Annotated in this window: 14 protein-coding genes; 4 read left to right on the forward strand and 10 right to left on the reverse strand. The window is 48.1% G+C overall.

Annotated features, from left to right (window positions below):
* Positions 1–375: 375 nt before the first annotated feature.
* The gene (locus tag OP864_RS10135) at positions 376–2,316 is read right to left on the reverse strand and encodes a hypothetical protein (RefSeq protein ID WP_270098089.1); all 1,941 of its coding nucleotides are present in this window, start codon (positions 2,314–2,316) and stop codon (positions 376–378) included.
* A gap of 109 nt (positions 2,317–2,425) precedes the next feature.
* Here OP864_RS10135 and OP864_RS10140 point away from each other — a divergent pair, with 109 nt between their 5' ends.
* From OP864_RS10140 to OP864_RS10150, 3 genes are all read left to right on the forward strand, one after another.
* A complete protein-coding gene (locus OP864_RS10140) occupies positions 2,426–2,791 on the forward strand; it encodes a DUF3127 domain-containing protein (protein ID WP_015692880.1) in 366 nt (121 codons plus the stop codon).
* Positions 2,792–3,315: 524 nt separating this feature from the next.
* The gene (locus OP864_RS10145; protein WP_270098090.1) at positions 3,316–4,302 is read left to right on the forward strand and encodes a pyruvate dehydrogenase complex E1 component subunit beta; all 987 of its coding nucleotides are present in this window, start codon (positions 3,316–3,318) and stop codon (positions 4,300–4,302) included.
* 113 nt (positions 4,303–4,415) lie between these two features.
* Complete coding sequence (locus OP864_RS10150; protein WP_270098091.1) at positions 4,416–4,787, forward strand: hypothetical protein; 372 nt, start codon at positions 4,416–4,418, stop codon at positions 4,785–4,787.
* A 73-nt stretch (positions 4,788–4,860) separates the two neighbouring features.
* Here the strand turns inward: OP864_RS10150 and porD are convergent, their stop codons facing one another.
* The 5 genes from porD to OP864_RS10175 form a co-directional block, all read right to left on the reverse strand.
* The gene (gene porD / locus OP864_RS10155) at positions 4,861–5,766 is read right to left on the reverse strand and encodes a type IX secretion system protein PorD (protein ID WP_015692884.1); all 906 of its coding nucleotides are present in this window, start codon (positions 5,764–5,766) and stop codon (positions 4,861–4,863) included.
* Positions 5,767–5,772: 6 nt separating this feature from the next.
* On the reverse strand, positions 5,773–7,014 hold the full coding sequence (gene coaBC / locus OP864_RS10160) for a bifunctional phosphopantothenoylcysteine decarboxylase/phosphopantothenate--cysteine ligase CoaBC (RefSeq protein ID WP_270098092.1): 1,242 nt from the start codon (positions 7,012–7,014) through the stop codon (positions 5,773–5,775).
* A gap of 372 nt (positions 7,015–7,386) precedes the next feature.
* Positions 7,387–7,728: a DNA-directed RNA polymerase subunit omega gene (locus OP864_RS10165; RefSeq protein WP_015692886.1), complete on the reverse strand. Its 342-nt coding sequence runs from the start codon at positions 7,726–7,728 to the stop codon at positions 7,387–7,389.
* Positions 7,721–8,533: an outer membrane protein assembly factor BamD gene (locus OP864_RS10170; RefSeq protein WP_270098093.1), complete on the reverse strand. Its 813-nt coding sequence runs from the start codon at positions 8,531–8,533 to the stop codon at positions 7,721–7,723. Before OP864_RS10170 ends, OP864_RS10165 begins: the two co-directional genes overlap by 8 nt.
* Positions 8,534–8,635: 102 nt before the next feature.
* Positions 8,636–8,956 (reverse strand): hypothetical protein, encoded by a 321-nt coding sequence (locus tag OP864_RS10175; protein ID WP_015692888.1) that lies wholly within the window; start codon positions 8,954–8,956, stop codon positions 8,636–8,638.
* Positions 8,957–9,292: 336 nt separating this feature from the next.
* On the opposite strand from OP864_RS10175, the gene OP864_RS10180 reads away from it, so the two are divergent.
* Positions 9,293–10,660: a pyridoxal-phosphate dependent enzyme gene (locus OP864_RS10180; RefSeq protein WP_270098094.1), complete on the forward strand. Its 1,368-nt coding sequence runs from the start codon at positions 9,293–9,295 to the stop codon at positions 10,658–10,660.
* A 61-nt stretch (positions 10,661–10,721) separates the two neighbouring features.
* On the opposite strand, the gene OP864_RS10185 is transcribed toward OP864_RS10180, so the two are convergent.
* From OP864_RS10185 to OP864_RS10200, 4 genes are all read right to left on the reverse strand, one after another.
* On the reverse strand, positions 10,722–12,140 hold the full coding sequence (locus OP864_RS10185) for a sugar transferase (protein ID WP_270098095.1): 1,419 nt from the start codon (positions 12,138–12,140) through the stop codon (positions 10,722–10,724).
* Between the two features lie 30 nt (positions 12,141–12,170).
* Positions 12,171–13,052: a hypothetical protein gene (locus tag OP864_RS10190; protein ID WP_270098096.1), complete on the reverse strand. Its 882-nt coding sequence runs from the start codon at positions 13,050–13,052 to the stop codon at positions 12,171–12,173.
* Positions 13,053–13,056: 4 nt separating this feature from the next.
* Positions 13,057–14,061: a Gfo/Idh/MocA family protein gene (locus OP864_RS10195; RefSeq protein ID WP_270098097.1), complete on the reverse strand. Its 1,005-nt coding sequence runs from the start codon at positions 14,059–14,061 to the stop codon at positions 13,057–13,059.
* Positions 14,062–14,601: 540 nt separating this feature from the next.
* Positions 14,602–15,588, reverse strand: a complete 987-nt coding sequence (locus tag OP864_RS10200) for a PorP/SprF family type IX secretion system membrane protein (protein ID WP_270098098.1) — start codon at positions 15,586–15,588, stop codon at positions 14,602–14,604.
* Positions 15,589–15,611 lie beyond the last annotated feature (23 nt).

Genomic DNA, 15,611 nt, shown 5'->3' on the forward strand with positions numbered 1-15,611 from the left:
AGTACTGGCCCTGCCTAGCGGCAGTCGATTTAAATCGACTGCCGCTTTTTGTTTCTGCAGAATAGCTTCCTCCAACTGGAATATGCCGTTTTGCAACTGCAGAATAGGGCAAAAAGGTTTTGATGAGGTGTTTGTCCTTCGGCCATGGCGGCTTTGCCGCTATCTGTAGCCCTAAAGGCCGCAGATCCTAGAGCTGTAGGTTTCAACCTACAGGCCCATATAGCAGGCCCGAAGGGCCGCAGGCCTAGCGATGTGCAGCAGTGGCCGTCAGGCCAGACCCAGCGGGCGAAGCCCGCGCAGGGCCGAGCAAACCTGCGAGCTGCGAAACGTAGCGCCGCAAGGCGAAGCCGCAGCGGAGGCCCCAAAACAGCAGTATTATCGCCAATTTTTCTTAATAAACTGCCTTAATCGTTTGGCATGAGCGGCAGCGCCAAATTCTCCAGCTTTCTTTTGTTGTTTGCGCCATTTATTCATGTTTCGGAGCAATTTGCGTTTAATTTTCCGCTGATAGGGTTGTTGAATAATCGTAGAAATGGCGGCTTCTAGGTGTTCGCTATGGTCTTCTTTGTAGTATTGCCATTCTAGGGCATAGCTTTGGCTGGCGGCCTTCCAGATGGCCAAAACATCTTGGCTAGCGCGGCTTTGGCCCAGCCAATAATAGCATTGTTGGATCACGGCAGCCGTATCGCCTAGGGCGGCTAATTCATTTACATTTTGTTCGTAATAGGCGAGCCCCTGGGCAAAATTTCCTGCTCGGCAGGCGAGGCCAGCACGGCTCAGGCGGCACCAATTGCGGAGCTTTTGAAAGCCGTATTGGTCGGCCAATTGGACCCATCGACTGGCCCAGCGATCATAGTCTTGATCTTGAGCAAGGGCATAGTAGTAGGGGGCTTGGTGGTACCAGGGAATATAGCTGTCGTAGAGCAGTTCATCGGCTGGATTTTGGAGATAGGGGGGGAGGTAGCGGCAATAATAATCCTCAAAATACTGATCGGCTTTTTCCCATTGGCCCATATTGCGGTATTTGCCCGAGAGGCTGAGGCCCATACTTTGGATGGTGGCCGTATCTTTTGTGCGTAGGGCCTGCTCGGTCCAGCGGTCCAAAACGAGTAGGGAATCCCCTTGACTGGGGGCATATTTGAGCTGATAGGCATAGGGCAGATAGTGCTCCCACTTAAAGTAAAACTCATCTTGGCCCCAGCTCTCTAGATGCGTAAAGACCAGCTCCTCAAAGCAAGTTTGCATAAAATCGCGGGCATCGGCCTCGCCTTGGTAGAGGCGGCAAGTACGGAGCAAATAACTACTGGCCTCTCTCCAGCGGGGTTTGGGGCAATACTTTTTGAGATTTTTATACCAGCGGACCGCATAGGGCTTGGCCTGGGCCCAAGAATGCGACTCCATCATGGCCCAGCGATAGGGCGAGCGGCTAGCATCCTCCCAAAGTTGGGGTAAATCGGCATTGGGCAGGTAAACTTCCTCATAAAAAGCTAGGGCAGGTTCGGGCTCCTCCAATTGGATCAGGGTTTCCATGGCCCGCCAAAGCTGCACAGGCTGCAGGCGGTCCAAATCGCTGCGGCCAACCTCCAAAATGCGTTTATAAAACTGCGCCAGCTGAGCATCCTCTTCTAGACTATCGTAAACATCGGCCAGTCGCCACTCTACATAATAAAGTGGGTCCTTGCGCTGCATTCTGATCTCAAAACAGCGCTCAAAATGATGCACAGCCTCCTCCAGATAATCGGTATCATAGAGGGCCAAGCCCCAATGCGCTCGAATACTCGCCTCATAATCTAGGGCATCTAGTTCGGGCAGCTCCTTGGCCCAAAGCAGCAGGCTGTCGCCATAATGGTTAAAGTTTTGGATGCTCGGAAAGCGTTGTAGATAGGCCTCCCAATGCCACAAAAGCGTTTTTTTGTCCCATTGCAACATCCGCAAAAGCTCCGCATCCAAATCGTCTTGTTCTTCTTTGCTCAACCATTGTTTGAGGTACTTTGCATAGGTTTTGGGCCGATGATAACAGACCGAAGACTCAAAATCAGAAAGCAGGCGAATCGACAAAGCCGCCGAGCTCAACAGCTTTTTATCGCTTAGCTCCATGCGCTCTAGCTCGAGCATAGAAGCGGCAGCATGAATCAGGGCCTCCCAATCAATTTCGCTGCAATAAACAGGGCTTTGCCCCATCCGAACAGATTGCAAAGGGCTGGCCTCGGCCGTTAATTTGAGCAGTTTGGGGTCCTCGGTGGGAAATTGATCTATTTTTTGGGCCATTAAGGGTAAAAAAAGAAGAAAAAAAAGAGACAAAAATAAGTAACGCATAGATTAATTGTTTTTATGGGCGTATCTTTGGGGCAGCGGCTTGCCCAAATTACGGAAAATGCCGTTATTGAGCACTTACTTTTTAGCGTAACAATTGAATTGAAATACTATGGATGCCAATCTGATCTATGAAGGGAAGATTATCAAAATTGAAGATACTCAACAGGTCACAGACCGCTTTAAGAAGCGTGCCTTTGTTGTAGAAACTGACGAGAACTACTCGCAGCTCATTCAGGCCGAACTCACTCAAGATAAATGTAGCCTGATCGATGACTACAAAGTAGGCGATAAGGTGCGTGTACACTTTAATATCCGTGGCCGCGAGTGGAATGGCCGCTATTTTACCAACCTCAATGCCTGGCGCCTAGAGCGTGTCGGCGCTCCCGCTGCCAATAACGCCCCCGTTGGCGACCTTCCCCCTCCCCCCGAAGAGGATGCCGTAGGCAATGATTATGAAGATGATTTGCCCTTTTAATATAAGAAGAGACCTAGCTGATTGGCTGGGTCTTTTTTTTGGGGCTGCCCCGCCCTGCGGGCGGGTCGGGCTGGGTACTCCCGTTGGTCGTCGAACTGGCGCCCCTTCGGGGCTGGTTGTCGCAGCTCGCTGTTCGCTCGGCCCTGCAGCGCTTTCAGCGCTTTGGTCTGGCCCTGCGGGCCACTGCTATCCATCCCTCAGCCAGATTTAATTGCGCTGCTTTGGCTATAGTTTGCTATGAATTTTTGGCTAGACTAGCTATTTTTTAAGGGCATAGCCTTCGCTATGGCTGAGAAAAATAGGGCCGACTAGCGGAAAATTGCTGCAAACTATAAAAGTGAGTGCATTTAAATTTGGCTATGGCCTGCGGCGGCTTTGCCGCCTGCTAGACGCAGAAGGGCCAAAAACTACAAAAAGATCAATAGTAGCGATAAAAAAATTGTACAATCAAATAGAGCTTTGTATTTTGAGCCCAGTTTTTAACGCAGCCCAACAGAGTTAGGCTATAAACAGAAACAGCAACTATGGCAACAAGACAGATTCGTTTGCGCGAAGCCTTGCGAGAAGCAATGGTAGAAGAAATGCGCCGAGATGAAAATGTATTCTTGATGGGCGAGGAAGTCGCTCAATATAATGGAGCCTATAAGGTCAGCCAAGGCATGCTCGATGAATTTGGGGCAAAGCGAGTTATTGATACCCCCATTGCCGAACTCGGCTTTGCGGCTATTGGTACTGGTGCAGCTATGGCGGGCTTGCGTCCAATTGTAGAATTTATGACTTGGAACTTTGCGGTTTTGGCTTTTGACCAAATCGTCAACCATGCCGCCAAGATTTTGCATATGTCTGGCGGACAAATTAAATGCCCTATTGTTTTCCGTGGCCCTTCTGGTGCAGCTGGACAATTGGCGCAGCAGCACTCTCAAACCTTTGAGAGCTGGATGGGGCAGGTCCCTGGCCTCAAGGTAATCTCTACGGTAGATCCCTATGATGCTAAGGGTCTTCTAAAAGCCGCTATCCGCGATGAGGATCCCGTTTGTTTTATGGAGTCGGAATTGGCTTATTCTAATATGGGCGAAGTACCCGAGGAGGAGTATATTCTCCCCATCGGTAAGGCGGCCGTTAAGCGAGAAGGAACCGATGTGACTATTGTCTCTTATAACAAAATGATGTTGGTGGCTCAAGCCGCTGCCGATGAATTGGCCAAAGAGGGCATTTCTGCGGAGGTAATTGACCTGAGAACCATTCGTCCTTTGGATATTGATACCATTGTCGCTTCGGTTAAAAAGACCAACCGCCTGCTGGTGGTTGATGAGTCTTGGCCTTATGCTTCTGTATCTTCAGAAATTGCTTATGTCATTCAGCGCCATGCTTTTGACTACCTAGATGCGCCCGTTATGCGCATCAATTCTGCCGATACTTCTTTGGGCTATTCTTCTGTATATGTAGATGAGTATATGCCCAATCCCGCCAGAGTCGTAAAAGCGGCCAAAGCCGTTATGTACAAGCTCTAAAAGGCGTAGATCAGTGGACAAAAGATAGAAAGGCTCCTTAGTGGAGCCTTTTTTTTGCTGAAGTTTTCGCTTTCATCAAAAGCTTCCCTAACTTTCTAGAAAATACACTAGCTATGAACTACCTCAAATCAAGTCTATTGCTCTTGGCCCTTGCACTTTTTGTGGCCTGTAGTGGCGATAGCATCAATTATGCAGAAAAACTAGAAGGAAAATGGGAATTGAGCAATGTGAGTGCTATTCTCAAAGCAGGCTATGGCGGCAACTACGATTTTGAGGCCCTCAATGCGGGCTATCTCAAGTTTAATGCAAATGGCAGCTATGAGAGCAAAATTGACCAGTTGGAGAATAAGGGCCAATGGGAGGTTGCCCAAGATGGCAGCTTTATCCAGCTCAAAGCCGATAGCCTCCCCTTTGATGATAAATTAAAGCTTCGTTTTGAAAACGAACGTAGTATTTTCATCTATAATAATGGCAAAGAGTATTAGTTTAAGAAGCTGAACTAATTTGGGCCAAAAAAAGGGCTGCCGAATCTTCGGCAGCCCTTTTTGCATGCTAGTCCTAGGGTTGAGTCAGCACTTGATAATCGGAGGCATGCGTACCATCTAATTTGACCATACAGTCGTAGATTTTTCGCTTGGTCCGAAAATCGGCTACCTCAAAGACATTGAGAATCTCCTCTCTTTTGCTATTCGTAAAAATTTGCATCAGCAGCATACTGGGATAAGCTGCATTGACGGCCTTGATACTTACTAGGGCTTCTTCCATGGCTTTGATGCCTTCTGCTCGGCTATCTTCTTGGCTCAGGCGATCTAGGCCCAAAAGATAATACTTGTACATGGCACGGCGCATAGGCTTTACCCGCACATTGAGCAAATTTTCAATCAGCCAATAGCGGCTTTGGTTCCCATCGTTTACGGTCCAGCCCTTGGCGGTACCTCTAGGCACGGCATTCAGGATATCTTGGGCCTTATTGAGGTACTTCTCTCCGCCCAACTCCTCAAAAGAGTCATGGTCCATACCCAAAACAATATAGGCATAAAAAGCAATGGTAGAGGTCAGGTTGGAGGTAAAGCTCCCCTCGGTAAAATCAAGCACCTCAAACTCTCCATAATTAAAGTAGAAGTCCTTATCGAGGTATTGAAAAAGCACCGAATTATAGCCACTCTTATAAACTGGGCGGCTGGCCTGCACCGTTAGTTGGGCCTTAAAACTAGTTTGCGAGATTTCCTCATCTACGGTTAAGATGATATTCATCTCAATTCGTTCTTCGGGCTCGTATTCTTGGTCGGTCCACTTTCGGTTATTGACAAATTCCTCCAAGGCGGTTTTCAAACTCTTAAAGACCTTGGGGTCGGCAGTTTGTAGCTTGGGGGTGTTAATGGTTACCGAGCTTCGGATTTCTTGGCTCCAGGCTTGTGTCAGCCCAAAAACCAAGGCCAAAGAAAGCAATAATTTTCGCATCATATCAGACTAAAGTTGGGCAGTTAGCTCCTGGGCATTTTCAGCTTTTTTTTGGAGCATCTTGCAGATTTTTGCCGCAATATCCTCAGCGACTTCCAGCTTAGATTTTAGTTCATGCTCTTCAATCTCTAGCTGTCGGTCAATAAAGGTGACCTTATTGGTGTCATGGCCAAAACCAGCACCTTTGTCACGGAGGCTATTGAGGACGATAAAGTCAAAGTTCTTTTTCTCCAGTTTTTTGCTGGCATTTTTTCTAAAGTTCTGGGTTTCTAGGGCAAAACCAACCATACATTGCTGCTCGGTCTTGATTTTTCCTAGTTCTTGGGCAATGTCTTTGGTTCGACAAAGATCAATGCGCATGGGGTCCCCATCTTTTTTCTTGATCTTTTCACAGGCTACATTTTCTGGGGTGTAGTCGGCTACGGCTGCTGCCAAAACGGCAATATGGGCCTGCGGAAAAGCCGAAATGGCTGCCTCATACATCTCTTGGGCCGATTTTACATCAATGATTTTAACGGCGGGATGCTTGGGTTTTACCTGAACTGGACCAGAAATTAGGGTCACTTCTGCGCCCAATTTGGCCAAAGTATCGGCAATGGCGGTGCCCATTTTCCCTGTAGAATGGTTCGTAATATAACGAACGGGATCAATGGCTTCAACGGTGGGGCCAGAGGTCAAAATTGCTTTTAATCCCTTGAGCGGTTGTGGTCCTTGCTGCATAAAATGCAGTTCCAAGGCGGCTACAATATGCTCGGGCTCGGCCATGCGGCCTTTGCCTACCAAACCACTAGCTAGCTCGCCTTCTTCGGCATCAATCAAAATGTTGCCATAGCTCTTGAGCTTATCAATATTGGCCAAGGTAGCCGGATGGGTAAACATATCGAGGTCCATGGCGGGAGCAAAGAAAACTGGGCAGCGGCTAGAGAGGTAGGTGGCCAGCACCATATTATTACAAAAACCGTTGGCCATGGCCGCCAGAGTATTGGCGGTAGCGGGAGCCACCAGCATGGCATCGGCCCAAAGCCCTAGTTCCACATGGTTGTTCCAACCTTCTTCAGAGGTCACCGAACTATAGACAGAACGTTTCGATAGGGTCGAAAGTGTAAGAGGAGTAATAAATTTGGTGGCGGCATCGGTCATGACAATCTGTACCTCGGCGCCAGCCTTAATGAGTAATCTTGTTAGGCTTGCCGTTTTGTAGGCGGCAATGCTACCGGTTACGGCCAAAAGTATTTTTTTCCCTTTTAACATAAAAAAGCATTTTGTAGCGCAGGGGGCGGTCTGTATGCGCTCAGTCGAAAATTAAGGAATAAATAGGGACAAAGGGGAGCTTTTTTTGGGGCTGCCCCTACGGCCCTCTGGGCCTTCGGGTCGGGCTGTGTCAGGGCTCGCAGGTCTGCTCGGCCCTTCGCTTTTTCGCTTTGCTCAAAAGCTTGGTCTGCGGCTTCGCCGCCCCCTTTTCCATCCCTCAGCCGGCGGCTTCGCCGCCTGCTAGGTCCAAAAAGGCTTGCCCTAGGGGCATAAAAAAACAGTTGAAAAAGTCTAAGCCATAGGCTAATCAAAATAATAGACTTTTCCAACTGCTGTTGCCCCTATCTTAGGGTCAAGAAATCAGGCATATAATTATGCTTCTTCTTCATCTTCACGCATGCGATACTCCAATTCGTCATTCATAAACTCATTAAGAGCAATGATAGCGGGATTGGGCAGACGCTCATAAAACTTAGAGATTTCAATCTGCTCTTTGTTTTCGTGCACCTCTTCCAAGGTATCTGTAGCAGAAGCAAACTCCTCTAGTTTAGAGTGTAGTTCTCTTTTGAGTTCTACAGAAATTTGGCGCGAACGGCTACCAATTACATTTAGAGACTCATAAATGTTGCCGCCACCTTTTGCGGACATCGCAAAAACGTTACGGGCTTCGATGTAAGGGTTGATTCCTTGTGCGCGCTCTTTAATTTCACTCATTTTGCAATCTTTTTATTCGCTGCTTACTAATGTTAATCATGTTTTTCACCTCTGAGGCATAGCGGCTATCGCTATGTTTGCGCTCAAAGATTTTTGCTTTTTCGATCACCTCTTCAAAGCGTTCTACTTGTTTAGATAAGATACTTTTTTCGGCATAGCCAAAAGAAGACTTAATAATCATGTAGCGGATATAAGGGGCCTCTTGGGTATCTGGAAAATCCAGCAAGAGGTTGTCAAAACTATGCACGGCCGCTAGGTAGTGGCTGCGCTTGTAGTAGCCTTTGGCGGCTTCTAGGGCTTTGGTTTCTAATTTGGCCCGAAGCAAATCAATTTGTTCGTTACACAAACTGACTCTATCGCTAAGGGGGTACATATTGACAAAGAACTGATAGCCTTCTATGGCTTCTTCGGTATCCTCCTGAGTAAGTCGAAAATTAGGCGATAACTTTCGGCTAGATTCTGCGGCCAAAAAGAGGGCTTCTTCTGCAAATTCAGAATTGGGGAAGGTATTGTAAAATTGGCGGAAATAATAAGAAGAGAAGCTGTAATTTCTCATTCGGTGGTGTGTACTAGCATAGTAGTAATACACTTTTTCCGATTTCTCACTTCCGCGCACCAGCCCCATGAGGTCCTCTAAGAGGTATTGCGCTTTTTGGTAATCTCCGGCTTCGTAAAAGGCTACGGCTTTCTCATAGCGATAGTCGAGGTCGGGGTTCATCCGAATCTTATCAATGTTTTCCCTTTGGCAGGCAAAACTGAGGAGGATGAAGAGGAGGCTATAAAGGCCTACTTTTAGTTTTAACATAACTGCAAATATAAGCTTTTTCTAAGATTATCAAGGCCCTAGGATTATTTATTTTGGGCAACTACAGCCTAAAGAACGAGTCTAAAGGCCAAAAGGCAGGGTTTAGAGGCCCATTTCTAGGTTGGTCTTGGCATTTTTGAGTTCGGAGAGGCTGTGGGCGTCTCCAGTTTTTTGGGCCAGGGCGATTCCTTCTTCATAGATGCGCATGGCCATTTCCTCTTCTTCATTTTCTATCAGCAGGGCGGCATAATGGTAATAGAGGCCCATATATTGGGGGCTATCTTTATATAGGGCCGCATATTGTTGCAGGGCCAATTCTATTTCTTCTTGTTTTTCATATTCTTTGGCAAGGGCAAATCGGAGGAAGGCATCCTGGGGTTTTTGGCCCAGCAGCTGTTGAAGTTGTTCTAGTCGTTTTGACATGGCAGATCCTAATTTTTGCGCAAAGATAGTTTTTTATCAGGCTAGGCCCAAAGCTTTTGCCTTTGGAGCTAGACTTTCTTCTTTGTCGAGCGCAAGGCCCAAGGGGCCTTTTTTTGGCCTAGCGATGTGGAGGGGGGCGGCGCAGCCGCAGACCAAGGCCGTCAGGCCGCAGGGCCGAGCGAATAGCGAGCCCCGCAACGTAGCGCCGAGGAGCGCAGCGAGGCGGAGGCCCCAAAGGAAAGAGAAAAGAATTCTAAGGCCCTAAAAGTCTGCATTCTGCATATAAAAGCCTAATTTTGCGCCCTTAAAGCGTTCATTTTAATCAAAAAAAAGAAAATGGCAGGCTACTATAACAACATTCTAGAAACCATTGGCAACACGCCATTGGTCAAGCTCAACAAAATTGTCAAAGAGGTTCCCGCCACAGTTTTGGCGAAGGTAGAAACCACCAATCCCGGTAACTCGGTCAAGGACCGCATGGCCCTAAAAATGGTGGAAGATGCGGAAAAAGCGGGTTTGCTCCAGCCTGGAGGGACCATTATTGAATGTACCTCTGGAAATACCGGGATGGGCATTGCCATTGCGGCAGTTGTAAAAGGGTACAAATGTATTTTTACCACAACAGATAAACAATCTAAGGAGAAGGTAGACATTTTGCGGGCCGTAGGGGCCGAGGTAATTGTTTGCCCGACCAATGTGGGGCCAGAAGACCCCCGCTCTTACTACTCTGTAGCTGAGCGATTGAGCAAGGAAATTCCCAACTCTTTTTGGTGCAACCAATATGACAACCTCTCTAACCGCCTAGCGCATTATGAGAGCACGGGTCCTGAAATTTGGGAACAAACGGAAGGAAAAATTACGCACTTTGTAGTAGGTGTAGGGACCGGCGGAACGATTTCTGGCGTTGGTCGCTACCTCAAGGAGCAAAATCCCAATATCAAAATCTGGGGAATCGATCCCTATGGTTCTGTTTTTAAGAAGTACCATGAAACAGGCGAATTTGATGAAAAAGAGATTTACCCTTATGTAACGGAAGGGATTGGCGAGGATATTTTGCCTAAAAATGTAGACTTTGACATCATTGACCACTTTGAGAAAGTGACCGATAAAGATGCTGCGATTGGGACCAGAGAATTGGCTCGCCAAGAAGGTATTATGGTAGGTAACTCCGCTGGTTCGGCCATTATGGGCGTTAAGCAATTGGCTAGCGAGCTCAAAGAAGATGATCTGGTGGTGGTGCTTTTCCATGACCACGGTAGCCGTTATGTGGGCAAAATGTTTAACGATGAGTGGATGCGCGAGCGTGGCTTTTTGGAAGATGAGCTCAAGGTGAAAGACCTAATTGCTAAAAAAGACAATTCAGATTTCTTTACCCTCAAGAGCAGCCAAACCGTTAAGGAAGCTTTGCAATTTATGAAAGAGCATGATCTTTCTCAGTTGCCTTTGGTCGATGAGGCGGGCAAAATTGTAGGCGCTATTACCGAAACTTTGGTCCTTAGCTGCTTGCTTGAAAACCCAATGAGCAACAGTGAGCGCCCCTTGAGCGAAATCATGTGTGCGCCCTTCCCTCTTGTGGATTTGGAACTATCGGTAAAGAAGGTAGGGGGTTATTTTAACCATAAAACGCCTGCAGTTATTGCTATTGATAAGGCGGGAACTCCGCATATCATTACCAAATATGATATGATCCAGACGATTGGCTAATTGCGGCTTATCTAAAAATGAAAAGAGGATGATCAGTTGATCATCCTCTTTTTTTATGCCCTTATTTGCCTTCTCCTTTTACGATAACCAGCACGGTATGAAAAAGAATCTTAATATCGAGGGCCAAAGAAATATTTTCGATATAGAGAATATCATACTTTAGGCGCTGAATCATTTCCTCTACATTAGAGGCATAGCCATATTTTACCTGGCCCCAGGAGGTAATGCCTGGCCGCACCCTTTGGAGGTGGCGGACATGCGGGGCTTTTTGGGCAATTTGGTCAATATAAAATTGCCGTTCGGGCCGGGGGCCTACCAAGGACATATCGCCCTTGAGGACGTTCCAAAACTGCGGCAATTCATCTAGGCGGTATTTGCGCATAATGCGGCCCCAGGGCGTGCAGCGGTCGTCGGCATCCTTAGATAGCTGTGGCCCATTTTGCTCGGCATCGGTATACATAGAGCGAAACTTATAGATGAAAAAGGGCTGTCCGCCTCGGCCCACCCGCTCTTGCAAATAGAAAATTGGACCAGCAGAAGAAAGCCGTACTCGCAGCGCAATATAGGCATAGAGGGGGGCAAAAATGAGCAGAAAAAGGCTAGAGCTGATGAGGTCAATTGCTCTTTTGAGTACGCTAAACCAAAGCGGCATAAACTTGGGCGAAATCTCAATGAGGGCGGCATCATAGACATTACTCATTTTGACCTTGCCCAAGAGAATTTCATACATTTCTGGACTCACCTTGATGAGTAGTGGCCGACCCGCCAAGCTGTTGAGCAAAAAGCTGAGCTGTTGTTGCTCATCGGCCTCTAGGGCCAGAATCACCTCCTGAATTTCCTGCTCTTGCAATACGTTCTCTAGCTCTTCTATTTGGCCCAAATAGGGCAGGCCATAGTTTAAGGGCTGTTCATTAAGGGCCAGAGCGCCTACAAACTCATAGTAGCCAGCCGTTTGCCCTTCCTCAATTTCTGCATAGAGCTGGGCGGCTCGCTCTCGGCTCCCAATGAGCAGCGTCTTGAAGCGAATTTCGCCTTTTTGCACCCGAGCATGCGCTCGGCCCAATAAAATCATACGGGCCAAAAAGGTCAGGACAAACTGCAGCCCAAATAAGGCCCCAAAAGAGGCATAGTAGGCCCGATAGCCCTCGCTATAATTGGGCAAATCATTGAGCAGAATACTAAAAAAGAGAACCAGGCTCCCCAAGAAAATACTGGCCAGACTACGGAGAAATTCCGTGGTTCTAGACATCCGATAAATATTGCGATAGCTATCGGTTAGGGCATAGAGAAGCAGCCAGGCGGGCGGAATGGCCAAGAACCCGAAAATAAAGTTGGGGTCTTTCCACAACCAATCCCAATGAAAGGGAGCAATTCGCTCTAGGGCTATTTTTCTAAAGATAAAAAATAGACACCAAGCAAAGGTAGCCGTTAAGTAGTCTAGTAAAATATAGAGCCAGAGCCCTAGGGCTTGCTTTTTCATGTGGCAAACTTATAAAAAGGAAAACCTTCCTTAAAAATGTAGAATCTTAATATTGTCTAGGTATACCTTGGGGCTGACATTTTCCTCAAAATCACTGACGGCAGCACGCAAAATGAGGGTGTAGCGGGCTGCATTTAAGGTGAAAATATCTTCGGTGAGGTCAAAGTAGATTTTCTTCCAGCCATCGCTAGGGTTAACCCCTCCTTTGACAAAGACCTCATCGGGCAAGCCATTATCATAATGAGCAATCAGGCCTACCGAAATCACTTCCTCGGTTTTGTAGTGCATTTCTAGAAATACAGGGGTGGCCGTATTGGGCCGCTGCAAATCAGAAAGGCGAAAAGAGGTGGCTACATAACATTCCCAATGGGCAGTATCCAAGAGCATTTGTCCCGAGTAATCCCCCTCAAAAACATCATCTGTTTGTTTTTCTAGATAGCTGTCGGCAAAGGCGTCGCGGTCTTCGCCAAAGGCTACGCCCGCATTCTCAAAATCTTCTACAATGAAAAACTCGACCTCATCATTGTATTGGAAGTTGGGGGAGACGGTATCTATCCGCCCTGCTTCTAGTTCCATATTTACTTCATAGGGATCAAAGAAGGGGTAGATGATGCGGTGGGTCGAAATCCCATCGCTAGGAACGCCGGCATAAATGCTTACATTATAGTTGGGCCCTTCTCCCAAAATGGCCGCTAGGGTGGTGGGGAGGTTGTTGGCCCCTATAATTTGACCATCGACGGCAATCCAGGCATCCTCAAAGTTGTGTTGGCTGCTGCCCTCTACAAAAGGGTCGCCTGGGGTGTGTTGTATGCTGGGCACACAAACATAGGCGGGTACGGCTACCTGGCGGTCTTTGCTGCAGGCACTAAAAAGAAGAAGGCTAAAAAGGAATAGACTCAGTTGTTTCATCATTTTTCTAAAATTGTTCTTGTATGGCTTGGCGATGTGCCGAGATAGCCGCCAAGATTTGGTAGGCTAGCTCTAATGCTTTAACGCCATCTTCTAAACTAACCGTTGGCTCTGTATCCTCGATAATGCTTTTGGCAAAGAGCTCCAGTTCGGTTTTGATGGCATTAACGGCCTGCGTCTCGGGCTGGTCCACCAACAAATAGCGTTCTCCTTGAGGGGTTTCTAGGGCCATGAGGCGGTCGGCCTCTTCTACCCCCTCAGGGCTATCGTATAGGCGGATGAGCTCGCTCTTCTTCTCCAAAAAGTCCATACTGATGTAGGCATCTGACTGGAAAAGGCGAAACTTACGCATGCTTTTCATAGAGATGCGGCTAGCAGTAATATTGGCTACTGCTCGGTTCTCAAATTCTATCCGAGCATTGGCAATGTCTTCGGCTGGGCTCACAATGGCTACGCCACTAGCTTGTACCGAACGCACGGGCGAGTTGACCAATTTGAGCAAAATATCCAGATCATGAATCATGAGGTCCAAAACAACAGAAACATCATTGCCTCTGGGGTTGAAGGGGGCCAATCGGTGGGCCTCGATAAACATGGGCGAAATATCTTGCTCGGCCATGGCCAAATAGGCGGGATTAAAACGCTCTACAAAACCTACTTGTCCCTTGATGCCGGCTTCTTGGGCTAGGGCCAAAAGGGCTTTGCCCTCTTCTAGTGTTTGGGTAATGGGCTTTTCTACAAAGATGTGTTTGCCTGCTGCAATGGCTTTTTTTGCCATTTCAAAGTGGCTGCTAGTGGGCGTTACAATATCCACTACGTCCACGGCTGCAATCAGTTCATCTAGATGGTCGTAGGCCTTTAGGCCCAGTTCTTCGGCAATGCTGGCAGCCCGCTCGGCCTGCGGTTCATAAAAACCGACAAGCTCATAAACATCGGGTAGTAGTTGCAAACATTTGAGGTGTATTTTTCCGAGATGGCCTGCACCCAAGAGGCCAATTTTTAGCTTCTGCATCCTTTTAGTATTTATAGTTTGGCGCAAAGATACTAAAACGCAGCGCTCTTCTCCTTAAACTGAAGGAGCTCCTTTTTTAGAATTTCTTGGGGCTGCCCCTCGCTTCGCTCGGGTCGGGCCATTGCGCAGCTCGCTGCTCGCTCGGCCCTTCGGCGCAAAGCGCCTCGGTCTGCCGCCTTTGGCGGCCCTGCTCCAGCCCCTCAGCCTGCGGCCCTTCGGGCCTGTAGAACCGTATAAGTGGTATTCGTCGCTGCGCTCCTCATGCTTTGATATGTCCCCGCCCACCCACCCCTCTGCGGGATTCCCTAAGGAATCCCTTGGGGGAGGCTGGTCCATTTGCAGCAGACAGGCGGCGAAGCCGCCGCAAAGGAGCGAAGCGACTGGCCTAGCGATGTGCAGCAGTGCGGCGAAGCCGCAGACCCAGGCCGTCATGCCGCAGGGCCGAGCGAATAGCGAGCTGCGAAACGTAGCGCCGACGACCGAAGGGAGGCGGAGGCCCCCAAAAAAAAGGCCCCTGCAAAGCAGCGACCTTTTAAATCATTAAAGCGTTCCTTTTCGATCTTCAGAAGAAGAGGGAAGAGAGGGAATATCTGGACCAGCCTGGCCCGCGGGCCCATAAAAGGGTTGGCCGCCAAAGTCATAGCCAAAATTGACCTCCGTAGCGCCTACACTATAATTCTGGAAATTATTGGTCGCCACATCAAAAGAGAGCAAAAGCGGCATCTGCTTGTCAAAAACAAAGCGAGCTTGGAAAGACAAAAAGCCCGGCGAGCGATAAAAAACGCCAAAGCCCAATTGGTCGCCCAAGAAAGTGGCCTTAATTCCGCCATCAATCTGTGGGCGGGGGCCTTGGGTATAACGAAGCATAATAGAAGGCTCTAGGCTCATCTCTTGGTCATCAAAGAAAAACTTATAGCCTGCGGTCACAAAATAATGGCGATAATTATAGCCAATAGGGTCGCGGCCCGTGGCATTGCTGCCTGCAAAATCCAATTTAGATTGGACCAAATTGGGCGCCGAGGCCCCAACAAAAAAGTTGCGGGCATAAAAGTAAATGCCAAATTCGGCATCGCCAGTTGTAACGGCCTCACTGCCGTTATTGATAGCATTGTCATTATCATCGACAAAAGTAATCTCGCTGGTATTGACGCGCTGGCGGACAATGCGGCCCGCTAGGCCCATCGATAGACGCATATCATCGCCCACGGGCAAATGAAAAGCATAAGAACCCTTCATTCCAAAACGGCGAGAAGGTCCCGTAATATCAGAGAAAATAAGCCCCCCAACGCCATGCGATTGGCCAATGAGTCCCTGATAATTGATGCCAAAAGTTTGGGGGGCCCCAGGAAAAGCCACCCACTGCCAGCGATGAAAGAGCTGTAGCGAGTGAATCCCTTTAGAGCCTGCCACCGCAGGATTGATGAGGTAGCTATTATTATTGTATTGCGCAAAAAGAGGCTCTTGTTGGGCCTCTGCCTGCCAGCCAAAAAGCAGCAGTAGCGATAGCGTAAAGAAAAAACGTTTCATAAGCTATGAATTTAGTAGAGGGC

Source organism: Saprospira grandis, from assembly GCF_027594745.1.
In the GTDB taxonomy this organism is placed as follows: domain Bacteria; phylum Bacteroidota; class Bacteroidia; order Chitinophagales; family Saprospiraceae; genus Saprospira; species Saprospira grandis.

Excerpts from the sequence above, each read along its gene's own strand:
- OP864_RS10135 (WP_270098089.1), bottom strand. The coding sequence starts at position 2,316 with ATGCGTTACTTATTTTTGTCTCTTTTTTTTCTTCTTTTTTTACCCTTA.
- OP864_RS10140 (WP_015692880.1), top strand. The coding sequence starts at position 2,426 with ATGGATGCCAATCTGATCTATGAAGGGAAGATTATCAAAATTGAAGAT.
- OP864_RS10145 (WP_270098090.1), top strand. The coding sequence starts at position 3,316 with ATGGCAACAAGACAGATTCGTTTGCGCGAAGCCTTGCGAGAAGCAATG.
- OP864_RS10150 (WP_270098091.1), top strand. The coding sequence starts at position 4,416 with ATGAACTACCTCAAATCAAGTCTATTGCTCTTGGCCCTTGCACTTTTT.
- porD (WP_015692884.1), bottom strand. The coding sequence starts at position 5,766 with ATGATGCGAAAATTATTGCTTTCTTTGGCCTTGGTTTTTGGGCTGACA.
- coaBC (WP_270098092.1), bottom strand. The coding sequence starts at position 7,014 with ATGTTAAAAGGGAAAAAAATACTTTTGGCCGTAACCGGTAGCATTGCC.
- OP864_RS10165 (WP_015692886.1), bottom strand. The coding sequence starts at position 7,728 with ATGAGTGAAATTAAAGAGCGCGCACAAGGAATCAACCCTTACATCGAA.
- OP864_RS10170 (WP_270098093.1), bottom strand. The coding sequence starts at position 8,533 with ATGTTAAAACTAAAAGTAGGCCTTTATAGCCTCCTCTTCATCCTCCTC.
- OP864_RS10175 (WP_015692888.1), bottom strand. The coding sequence starts at position 8,956 with ATGTCAAAACGACTAGAACAACTTCAACAGCTGCTGGGCCAAAAACCC.
- OP864_RS10180 (WP_270098094.1), top strand. The coding sequence starts at position 9,293 with ATGGCAGGCTACTATAACAACATTCTAGAAACCATTGGCAACACGCCA.
- OP864_RS10185 (WP_270098095.1), bottom strand. The coding sequence starts at position 12,140 with ATGAAAAAGCAAGCCCTAGGGCTCTGGCTCTATATTTTACTAGACTAC.
- OP864_RS10190 (WP_270098096.1), bottom strand. The coding sequence starts at position 13,052 with ATGATGAAACAACTGAGTCTATTCCTTTTTAGCCTTCTTCTTTTTAGT.
- OP864_RS10195 (WP_270098097.1), bottom strand. The coding sequence starts at position 14,061 with ATGCAGAAGCTAAAAATTGGCCTCTTGGGTGCAGGCCATCTCGGAAAA.
- OP864_RS10200 (WP_270098098.1), bottom strand. The coding sequence starts at position 15,588 with ATGAAACGTTTTTTCTTTACGCTATCGCTACTGCTGCTTTTTGGCTGG.